The 21516-nt window shown below is 66.9% G+C and carries 14 protein-coding genes; 12 read left to right on the forward strand and 2 right to left on the reverse strand.

Going from position 1 to position 21516, the window contains the following annotated elements:
* Positions 1–8 precede the first annotated feature (8 nt).
* From ACNR9O_RS21900 to ACNR9O_RS21910, 3 genes are all read left to right on the forward strand, one after another.
* Positions 9–2351 (forward strand): family 20 glycosylhydrolase, encoded by a 2343-nt coding sequence (locus ACNR9O_RS21900; protein ID WP_473700684.1) that lies wholly within the window; start codon positions 9–11, stop codon positions 2349–2351.
* Positions 2348–3418 carry an acyltransferase family protein gene (locus ACNR9O_RS21905; protein WP_473684763.1) on the forward strand — a complete coding sequence of 357 codons (1071 nt, stop codon included), beginning with the start codon at positions 2348–2350 and terminating at the stop codon, positions 3416–3418. Before ACNR9O_RS21900 ends, ACNR9O_RS21905 begins: the two co-directional genes overlap by 4 nt.
* A gap of 85 nt (positions 3419–3503) precedes the next feature.
* Complete coding sequence (locus tag ACNR9O_RS21910) at positions 3504–5249, forward strand: alkaline phosphatase family protein (protein WP_473684761.1); 1746 nt, start codon at positions 3504–3506, stop codon at positions 5247–5249.
* Between the two features lie 52 nt (positions 5250–5301).
* Here the strand turns inward: ACNR9O_RS21910 and ACNR9O_RS21915 are convergent, their stop codons facing one another.
* Positions 5302–6357 (reverse strand): hypothetical protein, encoded by a 1056-nt coding sequence (locus ACNR9O_RS21915; protein WP_473684759.1) that lies wholly within the window; start codon positions 6355–6357, stop codon positions 5302–5304.
* 95 nt (positions 6358–6452) lie between these two features.
* Between ACNR9O_RS21915 and ACNR9O_RS21920 the strand changes: the two genes are divergently transcribed.
* The 9 genes from ACNR9O_RS21920 to ACNR9O_RS21960 all read left to right on the forward strand — a co-directional run bounded on the left by ACNR9O_RS21920 (position 6453) and on the right by ACNR9O_RS21960 (position 20700).
* Entirely contained in the window at positions 6453–7235 is a 783-nt protein-coding gene (locus ACNR9O_RS21920; protein WP_473684757.1) for an AraC family transcriptional regulator, read from the forward strand.
* A gap of 174 nt (positions 7236–7409) precedes the next feature.
* Positions 7410–9674, forward strand: coding sequence for a TonB-dependent receptor (locus ACNR9O_RS21925; RefSeq protein WP_473700836.1), 2265 nt, complete (start codon positions 7410–7412; stop codon positions 9672–9674).
* An 86-nt stretch (positions 9675–9760) separates the two neighbouring features.
* Positions 9761–10855 carry a glycerophosphodiester phosphodiesterase gene (locus ACNR9O_RS21930; RefSeq protein ID WP_473684753.1) on the forward strand — a complete coding sequence of 365 codons (1095 nt, stop codon included), beginning with the start codon at positions 9761–9763 and terminating at the stop codon, positions 10853–10855.
* Between the two features lie 63 nt (positions 10856–10918).
* Positions 10919–12247, forward strand: coding sequence for an alkaline phosphatase family protein (locus ACNR9O_RS21935; RefSeq protein WP_473684751.1), 1329 nt, complete (start codon positions 10919–10921; stop codon positions 12245–12247).
* Positions 12248–12692: 445 nt separating this feature from the next.
* Entirely contained in the window at positions 12693–14975 is a 2283-nt protein-coding gene (locus ACNR9O_RS21940) for a TonB-dependent receptor (RefSeq protein WP_473684749.1), read from the forward strand.
* Between the two features lie 190 nt (positions 14976–15165).
* Positions 15166–15906 carry a lysoplasmalogenase gene (locus ACNR9O_RS21945; RefSeq protein WP_473684747.1) on the forward strand — a complete coding sequence of 247 codons (741 nt, stop codon included), beginning with the start codon at positions 15166–15168 and terminating at the stop codon, positions 15904–15906.
* A complete protein-coding gene (locus tag ACNR9O_RS21950; protein ID WP_473684745.1) occupies positions 15903–17147 on the forward strand; it encodes a sterol desaturase family protein in 1245 nt (414 codons plus the stop codon). Before ACNR9O_RS21945 ends, ACNR9O_RS21950 begins: the two co-directional genes overlap by 4 nt.
* 79 nt (positions 17148–17226) lie before the next feature.
* A complete protein-coding gene (locus tag ACNR9O_RS21955; protein ID WP_473684743.1) occupies positions 17227–18660 on the forward strand; it encodes an amino acid permease in 1434 nt (477 codons plus the stop codon).
* Positions 18661–18801: 141 nt separating this feature from the next.
* Positions 18802–20700, forward strand: a complete 1899-nt coding sequence (locus ACNR9O_RS21960) for a M61 family metallopeptidase (protein WP_473684741.1) — start codon at positions 18802–18804, stop codon at positions 20698–20700.
* Positions 20701–20787: 87 nt separating this feature from the next.
* Here the strand turns inward: ACNR9O_RS21960 and ACNR9O_RS21965 are convergent, their stop codons facing one another.
* Positions 20788–21381 (reverse strand): porin family protein, encoded by a 594-nt coding sequence (locus ACNR9O_RS21965; RefSeq protein WP_473684739.1) that lies wholly within the window; start codon positions 21379–21381, stop codon positions 20788–20790.
* Between the last annotated feature and the right edge of the window lie 135 nt (positions 21382–21516).

Raw genomic sequence — 21516 nt, forward strand, 5'->3', positions numbered from 1 at the left:
GGAGGCGCATGAGCTATCGAAAAGAAGGAATACAGCCAGTGACTTTCACTCCACGCCTTGGCCGGGCCCTGTTGCTCGCCGCGCTGACCCTCCTTCCGCCGCTCGCCCTGGCGGCTCCCGGGCAAAGTTCCGACGCTCCTCTGTCGCTGATTCCGCTGCCGGCGAAAGTCGAGCGCGGCAAGGGCGCGCTCGTCGTCCGCGCCGATACCGTGCTGGTGGCCCGCGACGCCGACGATCGCCGCACCGCGACCTGGCTGGCCGAGCAGATCAAGCACAGCCTCGGCCTGGATCTGCGTATCGTGGACAAGCCTGCCGGCGCCGGTGCGATCGTGTTGCGACACGACGCCAGATCGTCCACGCCGCCCGGCGGCTACGTGCTGGATGTCGACGCGAAGGGCGTAACGATCGCTGCGCACGATGGCGAAGGCGTCTTCCATGGCGCAGTCACGCTGTGGCAAATGCTGACCCAGGGCGATGCGCAGGCCGCGGCGCCGTTCGTGCATGTCGAGGATGCGCCGCGCTTCCGCTGGCGCGGCCTGATGCTGGATTCGGCGCGCCACTTCCAGAGCGTCGCGGAGATCCGCGCGCTGATCGATCAGATGGCGCTGCACAAGCTCAACGTGCTGCACTGGCATCTCACCGACGACCAGGGTTGGCGCATCGAGATCAAGCGCTACCCCGAGCTGACCCGCATCGGCGCCTGGCGCACGCCGCCGGATGCCGGCAAGGACGGCGAGCCGACGCGTTATGGCGGTTTCTACACGCAGGACGAGATCCGCGCGCTGGTCGCCTATGCGCAGGACCGTCACATCACCATCGTTCCCGAACTGGACATGCCCGGCCACGCGCAGGCGGCCGTCGCCTCGTATCCGGAGCTCGGCGTGACCGGCAAGCGCCCGCCGGTGTCGGTGGACTGGGGCGTGCACACGTATCTGTATAACGTGGACGATGCCACCTTCACCTTCATGCAGCACGTGCTGGACGAAGTGATGGCGCTGTTCCCCTCGCACTACATCCACGTCGGCGGCGACGAGGCGGTGAAGGACCAGTGGCAGGGCTCGCCCGCGGTGCAGGCAAAGATGCGCGCGCTCGGCATCAAGAGCGAGGACGCGCTGCAGGGCTGGTTCATCGCGCGCATCGGCACGTATCTCAAGGCGCACGGGCGCAGCCTGGTCGGCTGGGACGAGATCCTCGAGGGCGGCGTGCCGGCTGACGCCACGGTGATGTCGTGGCGCGGTATCAAAGGCGCGATCGAGGCGGCGCAAAAGGGGCACGACGTGATCTCGTCGCCCTCGCCCGATCTCTATCTCAACCAGTTGCAGAGCGCGCGCGCCGACGAAGGCGCCGGCCGCGAACCGGTGCAGGACCTGGCCAGTGTGTACGCGTTCGAAGCGGTGCCCAAGGAGCTCGATGCGGCGCAGGCGCGTCACGTGCTCGGCGCCCAGGCCAACGTGTGGACCGAATACATCACCAGCGATGCGCACCTGCAGCACGCGATCTATCCGCGACTGGATGCGCTGTCCGAAGTGCTGTGGTCGCCCGCGTCCACGCGCGACTGGAAGGGTTTCCTGGCGCGCCTGCCGGCGCAGCTGGCGCGCTATCGCGCGCAGCGCGTGGCCTATGCCGACAGCGCGTTCGCACCGTCGGTCGAGGTGGACCGCAACGCCGCGCTGGCCAGTGGCAAAGCCACCATCAGGCTCGCCAACCAGACGAAGTTCGGCGCGCTCCATTACACGCTGGACGGCAGTGCGCCCACCGCGCAGTCGCCGCGCTACGAAGCGCCGTTCGAGGCCGGGCTACCCGTCACCGTGCGCGTCGTCGCCGTGGATGCGGCGGATCAGCCGCTCGCCGCGCCGCGTGAGCGGGTGCTGGATCAGGCCCATCTGCTGACGCGCGAGAACGTCGATCTGCCCAACTGTCCCGGCAGCGACTTCCGCCTGCGCGTGCAGCCCATGCCCGACGCCACCAGCATGCTGCCGGCTTACGGCGTGAACATCTTCGACACCTGCCAGCGCTATCCCGAGGCGCGCCTGGACGGCATCGCTTCGATCCAGGTCGAAACCGTGCGCCTGGAGCGCAACTTCCAGCTCGCCCATGAAGCGAAGCTGGTCGTGTCGCGTCCGGCCAGCACCGCGCATGGCGAGCTGGTGATACATGGCGATCGTTGCGACGGCCCCGTGCTGGCCACCGTGCCGCTGCCCGATCCGTCCGGCCCGCGGCGCTTCCGGCTCGATGCCGCACTGCCCGCGCAGAAGGGCGTGCACGATCTCTGCCTGATCTTCACCGCGCCCACCACCGGCCCGCTGTACGGCATCGAGAGCGCCAGCCTGGTGCCGGCATCGAAGCGGTGAACGCGGCGCCCCGCTTCGCCTCGGTCGACGCGCTGCGCGGCTGCACCGTGGCGGCGATGCTGCTGGTCAACGATCCGGGCGACTGGGGCCACGTGTTCTGGCCCCTCGAGCACGCGGACTGGCACGGCTGCACGCCGACCGACCTGGTGTTCCCGTTCTTCCTGTTCGTGGTCGGCGTGTCGGTGGCGCTGGCGATCGCGCCGCGCATGGAACAAGGTGCCGAGCGTTCCGCCTTGATGCGTGCCGCGCTGGTGCGCGCGCTGCGCATCGTCGGGCTCGGCCTGCTCATCAATATCGCCGCGTGGCTGATCTTGCCGGAGGCGCCTTTGCGCATCCCCGGCGTGCTGCAGCGGATCGGCGTGTGCTTCGCGGCGGTCGCGGCGTTCCAGCTTTACGCCGGCAGTCGCGCGCAGTGGGGCGCGATCGCGATCCTGTTGGCCGGCTATGCGGCGTTGCTCGCATTCGGCGGCACGCTGGAGCCCTTCGCGAACATCGTCAGCCGTACCGATACCGCGATCTTCGGCCGCTTCGCCTATCGCTACTTTCCGGCCACCGGCCTGGGCCACGATCCGGAAGGCCTGCTCGGCACGCTGCCCTCCATCGCCACCGCGCTGCTCGGCGTGCGCGCCGGCCACTGGCTGCGCCGCGACGACAAGCGCGCACTGCTGCTGAGCGGCGTGGCGTTCGTGCTTCTCGGCGCGCTGTGGTCGTTGCTGCTGCCGCTCAACAAGAATCTGTGGACGCCATCGTTCGTGCTGTGGACCGCCGGCTGGGCGACGCTGGCGTTGCTGCTGTTCCACCGGCTGGTGGACGAGCGCGGCTGGCCCGCACTGGGCCGGCGCTTCGGCGTCAACGCGGTGGCGGCTTATGCGGGTTCGGAATTCATGCAGATCCTGCTGCCGGGGCTGGGCATCCAGGAGCCGCTGTATCGCCATGCCTTCGCGAGCTGGATCACGCCGCTGGCAGGACCTTACGTCGCATCGCTCGCTTACGCGTTCGCCTTCGTCGCCGTGTGGTGGGGCATCGTGCGCGCGATGGATCGCCGGCGGATCTACCTCAAGCTCTGATCGAGCCGCGCCTTCCTGCCACCCTTCGCGCTTGGGCTATCATCGCCCGCTTGCTGACTTGAAGCTGACGATGAAGGGGTAAGCCATGATGCGTTCCATGCCCGCGCGCCGCGGACTGATGCTTTGCGTGTGTGCGCTGCTGACCGCGTGCGCCAGTCAGGCGGTGACGCCGCCGGCGCAGAACCACGCCGCTGCCACGGTCGAGGTGCCGTCGATCAAGCGGCCCGAGGGCGAGACGCCGCAATGGTGGTTCCGCAACGGCGCGGCGCAGGCGGCGCAGGTGTCGGCGCAGGCCGATGCCGGCGGCCAGCAGGCGAAGAACGTCATCGTGTTCCTCGGCGACGGCATGAGCATTCCCACCATCGCGGCCGCGCACGTGCGCGCGGGCCAGCGCAAGGGCGTGGATGGCGAGAGTTATCGGCTCAGCTTCGAGCAGTTTCCCTTCAGCGCTCTGAGCCGCACCTACGAGACCGACCAGCAGACGCCCGACTCGGCCGGCACCATGACCGCGATCATGACCGGCGTGAAGACGCGCGCCGGTTTCATCGGCACCTCGCAGGTGCCGCGCCGTCAGGATTGCGCGGCCGCCAAGGGGCAGGAACTGGTGACCACGCTGGAGCTGGCCGCGGCCGCGGGCATGAGCACCGGCGCGGTGACCACCACGCGCATTACCCATGCCACCCCGGCGGCAACCTATGGCCATCTGCCGGAGCGCAACTGGGAAGTGGATGCGGAGCTGACGCCGGAAGCCAAGGCGCAGGGCTGCAAGGACTTCGCCGCGCAGCTGGTCGACTTCCCCGCGATCGACGGCCTCACCGTGGCGATGGGCGGTGGCCGCACCGAATTCATGCCGGCGGGCGAGACCGATCCGGAGTACGCCAACAAGGTGGGCCAGCGCCTCGATGGCCGCGACCTGATCGCCGAATGGAAGACGAAGCATCCGGACGGCGCCTATGTGTGGAACGACAAGCAGCTGAAGGCGCTGGACCTCTCGCGCACGCCGCGCCTGCTCGGGCTGTTCGAGCCTTCGCACATGAACTACGAGCACGAGCGCGCCAAGGACAAGGCCGGCGAACCCAGCCTGGCCGAGATGACGGCCAGTGCGATCGAAGTGCTCAAGCGCAATCCCAATGGCTTCTTCCTGATGGTCGAAGGCGGCCGCATCGATCATGCGCTGCACGCCGGCAACGCCTACCGCGCGCTGGACGAGACCATCGCGTTCGCCGACGCGGTCGAGGCGGCGCTGGCGCATACCGATCCGAAGGACACGTTGATCGTGGTCACCGCCGACCACGCGCACACGCTGACCTTCTCCGGCTATCCCAAGCGCGGCAACGACATCCTTGGCCTGGTACAGGGCCATACCGACAGTTACGACGAAGAGGGTGGCGCGGGTCTCGCGCGCGATGCCGCTGGCAAGCCGTACACCACCTTGGGCTTCGCCAACGGCCCGGGCTACACCGGCGCGAGCAATCGCCAGCCGGAAGGTGCCAAGCGCTACCCGCACAACCCTAGCGAGTACTCGCACATCACCAAGGGGCGGCCGGACCTGACCAAGGTCGACACCACCGATCCGGACTACATGCAGGAATCGATCGTGCCGATGAAGGCCGAGACGCACGGCGGCGAAGACGTGGCGATCTTCGCCAACGGTCCGGGCGCGCAGGCGTTCCACGGGGAGATCGAGCAGAACGCGATCTTCCACGTGATCGTGCAGCATGCGCCGCGCATCCGCGCCGAGCTGTGCAAGCTCGGCAGCTGCAACGCCGATGGCGTGCCGGTGGATCGCCCGACGTACGAGGCGTGGGTGAAGCAGGTGAGCGCCAAGTAAGTTGGCGTCTTCGGGCCTGGGTCGGATGGACGACCCGGGCCGATCCGGGCGCTCACGTCAGCAGATGCGCATACGGATGAGCGCCGAATGGCGACGCGGCATCCACGCGCAGCGCGGCGGCGAGATACGCCCATAGCGCTTGCGGCGGCGCGGCGTCTGCCGGCGGCGAACCATCCGGCAACTGCCGGCCGCCACTGCCCGTTCTGACATATTTCCCGATCACCGTCGCCGTCCCTCCTTTGGCGTGATCGGCCCCCGGCAGCGTGCGACTGAACTCGCCGGTCAGCAGGGTGACCACGTTGCGTCCGCGCATGGCCAACGTGCGTTGCAGGAAGATCGCGAGGCTGGGGGTGATCGGCGCCATGATCCCGCGCGCCACTTTGCCGGCGTCGTCGTGATGCGTGTCGAACTGCCGGTCTTCCCGGCCGGTGAAGGCCGGCTGCGCGAAGACCACGCCGGCATCGGCCTGGATCAGGGCTTCGATCGCGGCGAAGGTAGCGTTCTGATCGTCCACCGCTGTGCGCCCGGGGCTCACGCCATAGACATGGCGTATGTCATCCAGCGCTGGCGCGGACAGGCCGGCGCGAGCTTCGGCGAACGTCCGGACGAGCTGACAAGCGATGCCGTTTTCCATCGGCGGATCGGCGCTGACGCCCACCGGCAAACCGAGCCGGTTGACGATCGCGCAGGGCATGGGCCCAGCCGGCAGTGCCGCCGCCATGCGCAGCAGCTGGCTGCGCGTTCCCGCCTGCAGCATCGCGGCGCGCGCATCGTTGTGGCTGTACTGGCCATGCCGGAACGGCACCGCTGCCATATGCGCAAGCGCGATGGCGGGCAGCGCGCCGAACGACGCGCCGTCCACATACAGTCCTTGGCCGAGCGCGCGCACGTTGGACGGCGCCACGCCGAACGCCCCGTTACCGAGAAAGGCATCCGCGCTGTTGAACAGGCCGGCCGGTCCCCCGTTCAACCACAGCACGACCAGCGCCGGCCGCTCGCGCGGATGCGCCAGTCGCGCCCACGCATCGAGGCCGCCGAAGGCGAGCGCACCGGTCATGGCAAGGCCGGCTTTCAGCACGGTGCGCCGGGAAAGAGAGGGAGCGGACATGACAGGCTCTGCCTTATGCAAGGGACGTTGCCGAGCAGCCTTCGCCGGCACAGACTTAGCCTAGGCCTGTCCATCCACCGAACGGAGGCCATTCTGTGTCGCGTTTCAGACAGGGCGCCGCGGGCGGCGCATGGCCGCTAACAGCGCTCGCCAAGGAATATCCGCGCGGCTGCCACGTGCCACCGCACCGCCATCGGCGCGGGCAGCTGATCTACGCGGCGAGCGGCGTGATGCAGGTGACGACGCGCGAGGGCATCTGGATCGTGCCGCCGCAGCGCTCGCTGTGGATACCGATCGGCATGCCGCACGAGATCCTGATGGAAGGGCGCGTCGCCGTGCGCATGCTGTATCTGGATCGCGCCAGCAGCGCCGTCTTCGGACCGCATTGCCGCGTGCTGGCGGTATCGCCGCTGCTGCGCGAACTGATCCTCGCCGCCGTGCAGGCCTATGGGGAAAGAAACGCCACCACGATGAAGCTGGCGACGCCGCTGCTGCTGCACTCGCTGCAACAGGCGGACGAAGCGCCTTTCCGCATCCCCGTGCCATCGGACCCACGCCTGAAGAAAGCCTGCCAGCGCCTGCTCGATGACGCCTCTCGGCCGGATACGCTCGAACAGCTCGCGGCGCGCGCCGGCGCCAGCAGCCGTACGCTGGCGCGCCTGTTCGAGAGCGAGCTGCGCATGTCCTTCATCCGCTGGCGGCAGCACGTGCGCTTGGCCCGGGCGATCAGCCAGATGAGCCTGGGGCGGCCGATCAAGACGGTGGCGCGCGATGCCGGTTACGCGAGCTGCAGCGCCTTCTGCAGCATGTTCCACCGCATCGTCGGCGTCAGTCCCACCGATTACCTGCGGCAGGTGGACGGGCGGGCCGCGCTCTGACGCAGGCTTTTGCGCTGCGTCATCCCATCGTCAAAGAACCGACATGTGGCGGCTTCACGATATCTGAACATCCGCGCCCTCACGCGATGTCCCGATCCCCTGGAGTCCCACATGCAGAAGAATCTCCTGGCGATGGCTACCGCCATCGCGCTCGCCGCTTTGTCCCATGGCGCCATGGCAGAGGACCTGCCCGCCGCCGACGCGACGGCCAAGCCCGATGCCGCGAAGAATCTCGAAGGCGTGTCGGTGATCGGCCAGGGCGAGACCCGCCAGGTACAGCGCGTGACGACCAAGGACGTGACGGTGCTGCCGGCCGGCACCAGCCTGCAGAAAGTGCTCAACCGCATGCCCGGCGTGAACGTGCAGTCCAACGATGCGTTCGGCGCCAACGAGGAATCGCAGACCATCAGCCTGCGCGGCTTCAACGGCCAGCGCCTGGGCTACACGCTGGACGGCCTGCCGCTGGGCGACAACGCCTACGGCAACTACAACGGCCTGAACATCAGCCGCGCGCTGATCGCCGAGAACGCCGCGGGCGCGGAGCTGGCGCAGGGCATCGGCAGCCTGGGCATTGCTTCCACCAGCAATCTCGGTGGCACCATCCAGTACTTCTCGGCCGACCCGCTGCCCACCTTCGGCGGCCGTTTCTCGCAGACCTTCGGCACCGATCAGAACCGCCGCACCTATCTGCGCCTGGACACTGGCGACATCCATGGCTTCTCGATGTACCTGTCGGGCGTGCGCGCCACCGCCGACATGTGGGCGCGCCCGAATTCGCCGACCACCACCAAGCAATTCAACGGCAAAGCCGTGTATCAGTTCGACGGCGGCCGCATCACCGCCTTTGCCGATACCTCGCGCACCTCGCAGGCGGACTATGCCTACCTGTCCAAGAGCGGCATGACGCGCGGCCTGGGCTGGGACTGGAATCTCTATGCGCCGGACTGGAAGCGCGCGCTGGCGGCGGCTTACTGCGCGCCGGCCTATACGGTGAAGGGCGTGAAGGACGCGCGCTGCGCCTTCTCCGGCGGCGTGGACAATATCGACGACGCCTACTACCAGAGCCGCGCGCTGCGCCGCGACGATCTGTATTACCTCGCCGGCGATTTCTATCCGAGCGACGCGCTGACCGTGCATGCGCAGGTCTATCACCACGAGAACGCCGGCCAGGGCCATTGGTGGTCGCCGGGCCAGAAGTCGAACCCCGGTACGGCGCAGGAACTGCCGATCTCGATCCGCAGCACCAACTACAAGATCAACCGCAACGGCGCGCTGGCTTCGCTGGGCTGGGACGTGGGCGGGCATCACCTGGAAGGCGGCGTGTGGTACGAGCAGAACCACCACAACGTCGAGCGCAACTTCTATTACATCCCCTATACGCTCACCAGTCCGATCAGCGATGACACCTACCTGAGCGACCCGGATCGCCGCCTGTTCAATCAGGCCTACACCATCACGACGCGCCAGGCGTATCTGCAGGACAGCTTCAAGCTGCTGGACGATCGCCTGAGCGTCGACGTGGGTGTGAAGAGCCCCCACGTGACCATGACCGCGCGTCAGGCGCCGGGCAACTACGAGGCGCCGGTGGCCAACGGCACGCTCAAGGCGGAGAAGAACCTGCTGCCGCAGATCGGCCTGGGCTACAAGCTCGATGCGGGCCAGGAGCTATTCCTCTCATACGCGAAGAACATCGCGGCGTTCCAGGGCGGCGGCGCGAGCGGCCCGCTGCTGGTGACGCAGGCGTCGTTCGACGCTACGCGCGGCAATCTCAAGCCCGAGCAGTCGCGCACCATCGAAGGCGGCTACCGCATCGTGCAGCGCGAGTTCGAGGCCTCGGCCGCGGTGTATGACGTGAAGTTCGACAACCGCCTGCTCTCGCTCAATCCCTGCCCGAGCATCCAGCAGGGCACCACGCCGGCGTGCACCACGCGCTTCTACAACGTGGGTTCGGTCAGCAGCAAGGGCGCGGAGTTCACCTTCATCTGGAAGCCGTTCGAGCATTTCCAGTGGTACAACTCGGCCTCGTTCAACCGCTCCACGTATGACGACAACTACGTGCAGAACGGCGCGGTGGTGCCGACCAAGGGCAAGACCACGGTGGACACGCCCAAGCGCATGTTCGCCAGCGAGATCGCCTGGACCTACGGCCCCTGGAACCTGAGCCTGCGCGGCAAGTACACCGGTACGCGCTACTACACCTACACCAACGACCAGGGCTTCGGCGGCTACACCTCGTTCGACTTCGGCGCTGGTTACGACTTCGGCGCGGCCTGGTTCGCGCAGGACGTGCGCCTGTCGCTCAACGTGACCAACCTCACCGACAAGCGCTACGCGTCCAACCTGACGGCCTTCGCCAACACCGATCCGAACGGCCGCCAGCTGTCGTTCCACGCCAGCGCGCCGCGCCAGAGCTTCCTCACGCTGGACGTGAAGTTCTGAGCCGCAACGATTAAAAAGGGGGCGGGCGGGATGGCGGACGCAGTTGTCCGCCATCCCTAACCCGTATGCCCCCGAGGAATCCATCGATGAAGACGCTAAGCTGTGCGGCCCTGGTGCTGATGACGCTGGCCATGTCCTCTCCGCTTCACGCCAACGAGCGCCCGCTCGTCGCCAAGCCGCTGGTGATGGGGCATCGCGGCGCCAGCGCGCTGCGGCCCGAGCACACCCTGGCCTCCTACGCCAAAGCCATCGCCGACGGCGCCGATTTCGTCGAGCCGGATCTGGTGATGACCCGCGATGGCGTGCCGGTGGCCCGGCACGAGAACGAGATCGGCGGCACCACCGACGTGGCGGCGCATCCGGAGTTCGCCGGACGCAAGACCACCAAGACCATCGACGGTCACAGCGTCACCGGCTGGTTCACCGAAGACTTCACGCTGGCGGAACTGAAGACCCTGCGTGCGCGCGAGCGCCTGCCGGAGTTCCGCGGTACGAAATACGACGGACAGTTCCAGATCCCGACGCTGGACGAAATCATCGATTTCGTCTCCGCCGAATCGGCTGCGCAAGGCCGTGTGGTCGGGCTGATTCCCGAGATCAAGCATGGCACGTATTTCCAGAAGGCCGGGCTGCCGATGGAGGATCGCGTGCTGGCCATCCTCGATGCGCATGCCTATACGCGCACCGCTCCGGTGGAGATCCAGTCCTTCGAGATCGCCAATCTGCGCTACCTGCGCGGCAAGCTGGGCAAGGGCCACCCGAACGTGCGCCTGCTGCAGCTGCTGGACGATCCCAAGGAACAGCCGTACGACGTGGCGGCCGCGGGCGGCAAGCTGACCTACGCCGACATGATGAAGCCCGCCGGCCTGCGCGACGTCGCCGGCTATGCCGATGCGATCGGCCCGAACATCCGCGCCATCATTCCGTTGAATCCGGACGGCACGCTGGGCAAGCCCACCGCGCTGGCGCACGATGCGCACGCGGCGAAGCTGGAGCTGCACCCGTATACGTTCCGCCCGGAGAACCATTTCCAGGCGAAGAATTTCTGGCAGGGCACGGATCCCAAGGCGTTCAACGAGGCCGGCTCGATCGCGGAGATCCGCGCCTACCTCGACGCCGGCATCGATGCCTTCTTCACCGACGACCCGGCGCTCGGGCGCAAGGCGGTCGACGGTCGCTAAGCCGACATCACGCTGTCACCGGAAGCGGGTTCACTCGCGGGCCCGCTACCGCTCGGTGACTCCATGCGTCTGCAACATTGCTTCGCCGCCGGCCTGATCGGCCTGGCCTCCTTCGCGCCGGCCCATGCCGTGCCAGTGCTGCTGATCTCCATCGACGGCCTGCGACCGGCCGACGTGCTGCAAGCCCAGAAGCGCGGCCTGCAACTGCCGAACCTGCGCCGCTTCCTGACCGATGGCAGCTACGCCAGCGACGTGCGCGGCGTGCTGCCGACGCTGACCTATCCCAGCCACACGACCTTGTTGACCGGCGTGTCGCCGGACAAGCACGGTATCGGCGGCAACCTCACCTTCGATCCCACCAACAAGAACCAGCAGGGCTGGGCCTGGTATGCCAGCGATATCCGCGTGCCCACGCTGTGGGACGCCGCGCACGCTGCCGGGCTGAGCACGGCCAACGTGCACTGGCCGGTAAGCGTGGGCGCGCAGGTGGACTGGAACCTGCCGCAGATCTGGCGTACCGGCTTGCCGGATGACCGCAAGCTGCTGGGTGCGCTGGCGACACCGGGTCTGTTGCCGGCCATGGAGAAGACGCTGGGGCCCTACGCCGACGGCATCGACGAAACCCTGGCCGGCGACGAGAACCGCACGCGCTTCGCGGTGAAGCTGCTGGAGGAACGCCAGCCCGCCTTCATGACCGCCTACCTCGCTTCGCTCGATCATGAGCAGCACGCCAGCGGCCCCGACACGGCGGAGGCGAAGCGTACGCTGGAGCGCATCGACGGCCTGGTCGGCGAGCTGGTCGAGGCGGCGCGGCGCGTGCATCCGGATGGCGTGGTCGCGGTGGTCTCCGACCATGGCTTCGTGCCGGTGCAGCAGGACGTGAATCTGTACGCGCCTTTTATCCAGGCAGGCTTGATCAGCTTGAAGGACGGTGCGGTGGCGGACTGGCAGGCGATGCCGTGGAACGACGGCGGCAGTGCGGCGATCGTGCTCAAGTCACCCGGCGACGAGGCCGCGATGACCAAGGTGCGTGCCCTGCTGGCGCAACTGCAGGGCAACCCCGCCTACGGCATCGAGCGTGTGCTGGATCATGCGCAGCTGGTCGAGCAGGGCGGCGTCGCACAGGCGTCGTGGTTCGTACTGTTCAAGCCGGGCTACGAGATGGCGATCAAGCCGGACGTGCCGCTGCCGGCGCCGAGTCACTACCGTGGCATGCATGGCTACGATCCGGCATGGCCGCAGATGCGCTCGACGTTCCTGATCGAAGGCCAGGGCGTGCCGGCGGGCAAGAACCTTGGCGCGATCGACATGCGCGACATCGCGCCGACGCTCGCACGCTCGCTGGGCGTGTCGCTGCCGGATGCGCAAGGGAAGGCGCTGTTCTCGCCGTAACACGCTTCTACTCCCTCTCCCCTGCGGGGAGAGGGCTGGGGTGAGGGGGATCTACGGAGCGTAGAAGCGGGAGCTTTTCTTCAAAGCAAGTCTTGCTTCGTCGAGCCTCTTGCGCGAGCACCCGCCCCTCATCCGGATGTGACCGAAGGGAATCCCTGTGGGACCGGCACCTTCTCCCCGGAGGGGAGAAGGAAATCACGATGTGACTTGCATGGAACTTGCGCGTAACTGTCGCCATTCGCGCTGACACGCAGATGTAAATTCGATTTCACAAATCTCCACCATGCTTGTGCGCACGGCTGCTGGCGATGCGCGTCGAATGCCCGTCCAGCGAAGGACGGCATGGGGCGACGCGCTCGCCGAGGGGGCGGCCGTTTCTTTTTCCCAATTCACACGCCGACGTGGCTCCCCGCGAGGGGAACGGCTGCGCAAAGGAAACGTACGCATGTCAGTCCGCAAGGGTTCCATCCGCCTTACCGGCCTCGCGCTGGCGCTGTTCGCGGCGCTGCACGGCAGCGCCATCGCCGCGCCGAACGACAACGACGCCACGCCCGCCACGCCGGCGGATGCGAATGCGGCCGACAAGGCCAAGACGCTCGATTCGGTGTCCGTGATCGGCCAGGGCGAGGCGCGCCAGGTGCAGCGCATCACTAGCGAGGACGTGAAGGTCCTGCCGCCGGGCACCAGCGCGCTGAAGGTGCTGGCGGGCAAGCCGGGCGTGCATTTCGAGTCGTCCGATCCGTTCGGCAACTACGAGTGGTCGACGCGCTTCAGCCTGCGCGGCTTCAATCAGAACCGCCTGGGCTTCACGCTGGACGGCATCCCGCTGGGCGACATGAGCTACGGCAACAACAACGGCCTGCACATCAGCCGCGCGCTGATCGCCGAGAACCTCGGCAGCGCCGAATTGGCCGAAGGTATCGGTGCGCTGGGCACCGCGTCGACCAGCGACCTGGGTGGCACGGTGCAGTTCTATTCCTCCGACCCGCTGCCGAACTACGGCGTTCAGTTTGCCCAGGGCTTCGGCACCGATGCGGCGCGCCGCACCTTCGTGCGCCTGGACACCGGCAACGTCAACGGCTTCGCCATGTACATCTCCGGCGCCTACTCCACGGTGGACAAGTGGAAGGGCGACGGTGCGCAGGAGCAGATGCAGTTCAACACCAAGGCCACCTACGATTTCGGCGACAGCCGCATCGGCGCGCTGCTGACCACTTCCGACCGCGACGAGACCGACTATCAGGATCTCTCGCTGGACATGCTGCATCGCCTGGGCTGGAACTGGGACAACTACGCGCCGGACTGGAACCGCGCGGTGAACGCGGCCAAGGGCATCTACACCGGCGGCGTGAACAATCCCGACGACGCGTATTACGCCGGTCGCGGCGTGCGCAACGACCGCATCGCCAGCGTGTTCGGCGACTTCGCGCTGGCCGAGGGCCTGCGCCTGAAGGCCACCGGCTACTACCACAACGATCGCGGCCAGGGTCACTGGTTCACGCCGTACCAGGCGTCGTTCCCGGGCACGGCGCAGGAGACGCCGATCTCCATCCGCACCACCGAGTACGGCATCGACCGCGCCGGCGGCACCGCCGCGCTGAACTGGGACATCGGCGCGCATCATCTGGAAGCCGGCGTGTGGTACGAGGACAGCAACCACAACGTGCAGCGCAACTACTACTTCATCACCGGCCCGGTGGACGACCGCAAGTTCCTCAAGAACCCGGATCTGCGCCTGTTCTACCAGCACTACGAAACCACCACGCGCCAGTTCTACGTGCAGGACAGCATGCACTTCCTGGACGATCGCCTCGCCATCGACGTGGGCTTCAAGGCACCGCGCACCGAGGTGGAAGCGCGTAGCCTGCCGGGCACGGTCAAGACCTACGCCACCGGCGATCTCGTGGCCAAGAAGAACTTCCTGCCGCAGGTCGGCGCCAGCTACCAGCTCGGTGGCGGCTTCGAAGTGTTCGGCTCGTACGCCAAGAACATCGCCGCGTTCCAGGCCGGCGTGAGCGGTCCGTTGGCTACCACGCAGGTGGCGTTCGATACCTTCGGCCGTTCGCTCAAGCCCGAGCAGTCGCGCACCTTCGAGGGTGGCCTGCGCGCAGTGTCCGACTTCTACGAAGCCTCGCTGGCGCTGTACGACGTGAAGTTCGACAACCGCCTGCTGGCGATCTCCCGTTGCAGCGGCATCGTCGGCTGCCCGAGCGCCTACGCCAACGTCGGCTCGGTGACCAGCCGCGGCGCGGAGCTGGCGCTGAACTTCAAGCTGACGCAGGAACTGCGCTGGCGCAACTCGTTGTCCTACAACCGTTCGCGCTACGACGACGACTACGTCGACGGCGGCACGGTGGTGCCGACCAAGGGCAAGACCGTGGTGGACAGCCCCAAGCAGCTGTTCTTCACCGAACTGGCCTGGGTGTCCGGCCCGTGGGATCTGCGCGCGTCGGCCAACTACACCGGCAAGCGCTACTACACCTATGTCAACGATGCCTCGGTGCCGTCGTACTGGCTGTTCAACGCGTCGGCCGCCTATGACGTGGGCCGGCTCGGCGTGGTGCAGGACTTGAAGCTGGCGCTCAACGTGACCAATCTGGCCGACAAGAAGTACTTCGGCTCGATCGGCACCAACGGCTTCATCGCCAGCGATCCGCAGGGCCAGTTCGCCACCCTGCAGGTGGGCGCGCCGCGTGCGGCCATGCTTACGGCAACCTTGCGGTTCTGAGCGATCCGTTCCGGTTGCACGACCGAACCTCTCGCCCTCCGGTGAATCGGAGGGCGAGGGGTTCATGGCTCGGCCGTCGGCGCCTCGGCCCGCCAAACGCGACGGATACCCTGAAAACACCAAGGGACGATTCCGGGAACGCCACGCCCAACATATGATCGCCGGCGTATCTGTCGCCCGATCCGCCCGCATGGCCGTCATTCCTTCCGTCGTTCCGTTCCACGCCGTCCCTCGCTGGATGGCCGCAGGCGTCCTGTTGTCCGCGCTCGGGGCCATCGCCGGCGCGATGCTGGCCGATACCGAGGGCGGCAGCCAATGGATGTGGCTGCACTGGGCCTGCAAGCCGCTGGCGACGTCGCTGGTGTTCTGGCTGGCCTGGCGCGTGCGCGAACCGGTCTCGGCACGCTACCGCGCCTGGGTGCTCGGCGGGCTGGGCCTGGCGCTGGTCGGCGACGTGTTGCTGATGCTGCCGCAGGACCTGTTCGTGGAAGGGCTGGTGGCGTTCCTGTTCGCGCATCTGTGTTTCCTGGTCGCCCTGTGCGGCGATGCCCGTTTCGGCGCCAAGCCGCTGGCCCTGCTGATCTGCCTGGCTTATGGGGCGCTATGTCTGTGGTCGCTGTGGCCGACCCTGCCCGAAGAGCTGTACTTGCCGGTCGTGGTCTACACCGTGGTGCTGGCCACGATGGGCGGGCAGGCGGTGGGGCGAGCGTGGCATCACGCCATGGCGCGCGACGCGCTGGCCGGACCGGCCTGGCTGGCCGGCGCCGGCGGCGTGCTCTTCATGATGAGCGACACCTTGCTGGCCTGGAACCGTTTCCGCCTCAGCCTGCCGTGGGCGGCGGTGTGGATCCTGGGCAGCTACTTTGGCGCGCTGTGGCTGCTGGCCCGCTCGGTGACGACCGCGTCGCCGGAGGATCTGGCGGCGGCGTGAACACCCAGGAAGTCATCATCGGCTGGGCCACGCCGGCGTTCTTCGTGCTGATCGCGCTGGAGTTGCTGGTGGCGCGCTGGCGCGGCCGCCGGGTCTACCACGTGAGCGATGCGATCGGCAGCCTGTCGCTGGGCGTGATCTCCCAGATCGTCGCGGTGTTCGCCAAGCTGCTGACCCTGGGCATCTATGCCTGGTGCGCCGCGCATCTGGCGCTGTTCGCGCTGCCGGCGGATGCGTGGTGGGTGTGGGTGTCCGGCCTGCTGCTGTATGACTTTCTGTATTACTGGCTGCATCGCGCCGGGCACGAGGTGAACATCCTGTGGGCCGCGCACGTGGTGCATCACCAGAGCGAGGACTACAACCTCAGCACCGCCTTGCGCCAGACCGGAAGCGGCGTGCTGCTGGGCTGGCTGTTCTATCTGCCGATGGCGTTGCTGGGTTACCCGCTGGAAGTATTCGCGGTGGTGGCGCTGATCGATCTGCTGTACCAGTTCTGGGTGCACACCGAGCTGGTCGGGCGGCTGGGCTGGTTCGACCGCGTGTTCTGCTCGCCCTCCAACCACCGCGCGCATCACGCGGTGAACGACCGCTACCTGGATCGCAACTACGGCGGCATCCTGATCCTGTGGGACCGCCTGTTCGGCACCTTCATCGAAGAAGACGACACCGACCCGCCGGTCTACGGCACGCGCGCGCCGCTGCGCAGCTGGAATCCCTTGTGGGCGAACGCCGAGGTGTACTGGGCCACCTTGAAGGACGCATGGCACGCGCGTCGCTGGCGCGACAAGCTGCTGGTGTGGATCAAGCCGCCGGGCTGGCGGCCGGTCGACGTGGCCGCGCGGTTTCCCAAGCCGCCGTTCGATATCCGGCGCGAACGCTATCTGCCGCCGCTGCCGCGCGGGCTGGCCGCCTATGGTGTGGTGCAGTTCGCGCTGCTGCTGGCGATGGGCGTGCAGTTCCTCGATCTGGCCAAGCGCTTGCCGGCTTCCGGCCTGCTCGCGTATGCGGTCTTCCTGTCGCTCAGCCTCACCGCGCTGGGCGTGTTGCTCGAAGGTCGCCGCATCGGGGTCTGGTTGGAACTGGCTCGCCTGGCCGTGACGGGCACGGTGGCGGTGGCGATGGATGGCTGGTTCGGATTGGTTAGTCCCTATCTCAAATTCGCATTTGCGATGGTGGCGATCAGCCTGCTCAGCGCCACCGCATTGTTCGCCATCCGCGGGCGTACGCCACGAGCGGTCTGAGGTTTCGCGCGGCCGCAGCATGGCGGCAGAGGAGCCTTTCGCTATGATCGCCGTTCCTTTTTCCCCGGGAACCTGAGCGATGAGCGTGGTCAGCAAGCTGTTTCGCCACAAATCGGTCGAGCAACTCCAGGCCGATGTCGGCAAGCGTGGCGATTTCCGCCGCGTGCTGGGCCTGTGGCAGCTCACTGCGATCGGCATCGGCGGCATCATCGGCGTGGGCGTGTTCGTGCTGGCCGGCCAGCAGGCGGCGCTCAACGCGGGCCCGGCGGTGGCGATCTCGTTCCTGATCGCCGGCATCGCCAGCGCGGCGGCCGCGCTGTGCTATGCGGAATTCGCCGGTCTCATTCCCGTGACCGGCAGCGCCTACACCTACGGCTACGCGGTGCTGGGCGAGCTGGCGGCATGGCTGATCGGCTGGGACCTGCTGCTGGAGTACGCGCTGATCGTGGCGGTGGTGGCGATCGGGTGGTCCGGCTATGTGCAATCGGCGCTGGCGAGTATCGGCGTGGATCTGCCGACATGGGCCAAGGGAGCCATCGGCACTGGCGAAGGTCACGTGTTCAACGTGATCGCAGCGCTGGTCACGCTGGGGGTATCGGCATTGCTGATCTTCCGCACCGAATGGGGCGCGCGCTTCAACACCGTGGTGGTGGCGATCAAGGTCGCCGCGGTGGCGCTGGTGATCGGCATCGGCGCGTTCTATGTGAAGCCGGAGAACTGGGTGCCGTTCATTCCGGCGCGTGTGATCGGTCCTGATGGCGTCGGCCATTTCGGCTTCCAGGGCGTCGCTACCGCCGCAGCGGTGGTGTTCTTCGCCGTGTTCGGCTACGACACGCTGACCACGGCGGCGGAAGAATCGAAGAACCCGCAGCGCGACCTGCCGCGCGCCGTGCTGCTGTCGCTGGGCATCTCGATGGCGATGTACCTGGCGGTATCGCTGGTGCTGACCGGCATCGCGCACTACACGACGCTGAAGACCGACGCGCCGGTGGCGGATGCGTTCAAGGGACTCGGGCTGCATTGGGTGGCGTTGACGGTATCCGTGTCGGCGGTGTTCGGCCTGATCAGCGTGCTGTTCGCCTTCATGCTCGGCGCGACGCGCATCTGGTTCGCGCTGGCGCGCGACGGGCTGCTGCCGGGCTGGTTCGCCAAGCCGCATCCGCGCTACGGCACGCCGCACCGGCCGACCGTCGTGCTGGGCGTATTCACGGCGCTGGTGGCCGGACTGCTGCCGATCGAGGAAGTGGCGAAGCTGGTCAATATCGGCGTGCTGTCGGCCTTCATCGTGATCTGCTCTTCGGTGCTGATCCTGCGCAAGCGCAAGCCGGATCTGCATCGCGCCTTCCGTACGCCGTTGGTGCCGCTGGTGCCGCTGGTCGGCATCGGCTTTTCGATCTGGCTGCTGGCGGAGCTGCCGTGGGTGACCTGGGAGGTGTTCCTGATCTGGGTCAGCATCGGCCTGGTGGTGTATTTCGGCTACGGCATGCGCCACAGCAAGCTGGAGAAGGCCTGACCCGGGCGTTCGTGGTTTCGTGCGCTCCGCACAAGTCGGAGCCTGTGTGTGAGGTCGCCTTTCACGTGACCAATGGCATGCGGTCTTGCGACCGCATCGGCCTAGCATCCCCCGGCATCACTCACCGTGGGGAGGCGCCGTATGTTCGCGAGGACGTTGCTGGGGTGGTCGGTGGCATTGGCCTTGGGAGGCGCGGCGCAGGCGCAGACGGCCGAGCCGGTGGACCAGCCCTATCCGGGGACGCTGGCCCTGAAGCTGGATCTCACCCAGGCGCCGAAGAAGATCTATCGCATCGTCGAGACGATCCCGGTCAAGCCCGGGCCGCTCTCGCTCTACTACCCGCAATGGATTCCGGGCGAGCACATTCCTTCGGGGCCGATCAATAACGTCAGCGGGCTGATCATCACGGCCAACGGCAAGCCGCTGCCGTGGCGCCGCGATCTGCGCGACATGTACACCTTGCACCTGGATGTGCCGGAAGGCGCCGGCACCGTGCAGCTGGAGTTCCAGTTCCTGGCGCCGGGCGAAGAGGGCGGCGGTCTGTATGGCGCGACGGGTTCGGCGACGCCGAAGCTGGTGGACATCGAATTCAACCAGGTGCTGTTCTATCCGGCGGGCTACTACGCCAGCCGCATCGAGGTGCAGCCCACGGTGACGCTGCCGCGCGACTGGAAGTTCGCCAGCGCGCTGGACGTGGATGCGCAGACCGGCGCGCAGGTGGCGTTCAAGCCGGTGAGCCTGGAGAAGCTGGTCGATTCGCCGATGGTTGCGGGCGAGTACTTCAAGCGCGTGCAGCTGAGCACGGACACCAAAGGACCGGTGTACCTGGACATGGTCGCCGATGATCCGGGTAACCTGAAGCTCAGCGACAAGCAGGAGACGCAGCACAAGGCGCTGGCCGCGCAGGCGGTGAAACTGTTCGGCGCGCGCCATTACGCGCACTACGATTTCCTGCTGACGCTGTCGGACCACAACGGTTCGTTCGGCCTGGAGCATCAGCAATCCAGCGACGACCGCCTGCCGCCGTCGTTCCTTACCGACGACAACATGTACCTGGCGGCCGCCTTCGTGCTGCCGCACGAGTTCGTGCATTCGTGGAACGGCAAATTCCGCCGGCCGCACGATCTGTGGACGCCGCACTACAACATGCCGATGCAGGGCGACCTGCTATGGGTCTACGAAGGGCTCACCAATTACTACGGCGAAGTGCTGACCGCGCGCTCGGGCATGTGGACGGCCGAGCAGTATCGCGACTGGATCGCCGAGACGCAGGCGGCGATGACCTACCGCACCGGCCGGCAATGGCGCTCGCTGCAGGACACGGCCGATGCCGTGCAGTTGACGTCCCATCAGGGTGCCTCGTGGGCTAATCGCATGCGGAACGTCGACTATTACCCGGAGGGCACCTTGCTGTGGCTGGATGCGGACAGCAAGATCCGCGAACTCAGCGGCGGCAAGCGTTCGCTGGACGACTTCGTGCGCGCTTTCCATGGCATCGAGGATGGTAGCCAGGTGCCGCACACCTATACGTTCGACGACGTGGCGGCGACCTTGAACAAGGTGCAGCCGTTCGACTGGGCGGCCTTCCTGCATGCACGCCTGGACTACACCGGCGACAAGCTGCCGGAGCAGGGCGCAGAAAGCGCGGGCTGGAAGCTGGAGTTCAACGATCAGCCGTCGTCGATCCAGAAGGCGATCGAAGCCGTGCGGCATTCGGCCAACCTGATGTACGGCGCCGGCTTCTCGGTCAACCAGGGCGGCAAGCTCATCGACGTGCTGTGGGGCGGCCCGGCATTCAAGGCGGGGCTGGTACCGGGCTTGAAACTGATCGCGGTGAACGGCCGGGATTACTCCGCCGATGTGCTCAAGGACGCCGTGAAGGCAGCCAAGGGCAAGGGCGGTCCCATCCAGTTGCTGGTGAAGAACAATGAGTTCTTCGAGACCGTGTCGCTGGACTATCACGATGGCCTGCGCTATCCGCACTTGTCGCGCGCCGGCGGGGCGGATCGGCTGGGCCAGATCTCCGCGCCGTTGAAGTAGGAACGGCTGGCGGTCCGTCCAAAAGAAAAGGGCGCCCGAGGGCGCCCTTTTTTGCTTGCTTGCGCAGCGGTCGCGAAGGACCTTCGCTTAGAAGCGGTACTCGAGCGAAGCCGAGTAGGCCGCCACGTTGACGTTGGCCTGCGACTGGCTGGCGCCGGCACGGCCGTACTTGACGTGGTAGTTGTCGTAGTTGATGGCCAGCGCGACGTTGTCGGTCACGTTGTAGCCCACGCCCACGCCGGCGTACCAGCCATTGTTCCAGCTCTTCTCGGTGAAGCGGCTGTCGCCATAGGTGGCGCTGGCGGTGGTGCGCGAACGCAGGTAGCCGCCGTGACCGGAGACGAACCACGGGCCGTAGAAGTCGTACTTGGCGTTCACGCCCAGGATCACGGCCTTCGGCTGGAAGCCGAAAGTGGACTGGCCGATGTAGGACTTGCCCTGGCCGAGCGAGGTGTAGCCGACTTCGGCGCCGACGATGTTGTTCCAGCGCCAGCCGAAGCGCACGCTCTGGAACACGTCGCTCTTGTCGGACAGGCCGCCGACGCGGTAGTTGCTCTGACCGAGGTTGCCGGTCACGAAGAAGTTGTTGAGCTGGTTGCCGCTGGCGACGTCATCGGCCTTGGCGGCGAACGGGGACAGGGCAGCCACGGCCAGCACGGCCGAAAGCAAAGTCTTGTTCATGGGAGAACTCCATTCTTTTTTTGGGGTATTTCCGACGCGACGACCTTAGGGGGATGTCGTCGCAACGGCCGCGCGGGGTAACGCGAGCCAAAAGGATAAGGGCTTTTTTACATTTCCCAAGGCTCTTGGGATTTT

The sequence above is a fragment of the Dyella sp. CR10 genome, from assembly GCF_055814425.1.

What these genes read in the sequence shown, in the direction of transcription:
- ACNR9O_RS21900 (WP_473700684.1), top strand. Translation starts at nt 9, where the DNA reads ATGAGCTATCGAAAAGAAGGAATACAGCCAGTGACTTTCACTCCACGC.
- ACNR9O_RS21910 (WP_473684761.1), top strand. Translation starts at nt 3,504, where the DNA reads ATGATGCGTTCCATGCCCGCGCGCCGCGGACTGATGCTTTGCGTGTGT.
- ACNR9O_RS21915 (WP_473684759.1), bottom strand. Translation starts at nt 6,357, where the DNA reads ATGTCCGCTCCCTCTCTTTCCCGGCGCACCGTGCTGAAAGCCGGCCTT.
- ACNR9O_RS21925 (WP_473700836.1), top strand. Translation starts at nt 7,410, where the DNA reads ATGGCAGAGGACCTGCCCGCCGCCGACGCGACGGCCAAGCCCGATGCC.
- ACNR9O_RS21930 (WP_473684753.1), top strand. Translation starts at nt 9,761, where the DNA reads ATGAAGACGCTAAGCTGTGCGGCCCTGGTGCTGATGACGCTGGCCATG.
- ACNR9O_RS21935 (WP_473684751.1), top strand. Translation starts at nt 10,919, where the DNA reads ATGCGTCTGCAACATTGCTTCGCCGCCGGCCTGATCGGCCTGGCCTCC.
- ACNR9O_RS21940 (WP_473684749.1), top strand. Translation starts at nt 12,693, where the DNA reads ATGTCAGTCCGCAAGGGTTCCATCCGCCTTACCGGCCTCGCGCTGGCG.
- ACNR9O_RS21945 (WP_473684747.1), top strand. Translation starts at nt 15,166, where the DNA reads ATGGCCGTCATTCCTTCCGTCGTTCCGTTCCACGCCGTCCCTCGCTGG.
- ACNR9O_RS21955 (WP_473684743.1), top strand. Translation starts at nt 17,227, where the DNA reads ATGAGCGTGGTCAGCAAGCTGTTTCGCCACAAATCGGTCGAGCAACTC.
- ACNR9O_RS21960 (WP_473684741.1), top strand. Translation starts at nt 18,802, where the DNA reads ATGTTCGCGAGGACGTTGCTGGGGTGGTCGGTGGCATTGGCCTTGGGA.
- ACNR9O_RS21965 (WP_473684739.1), bottom strand. Translation starts at nt 21,381, where the DNA reads ATGAACAAGACTTTGCTTTCGGCCGTGCTGGCCGTGGCTGCCCTGTCC.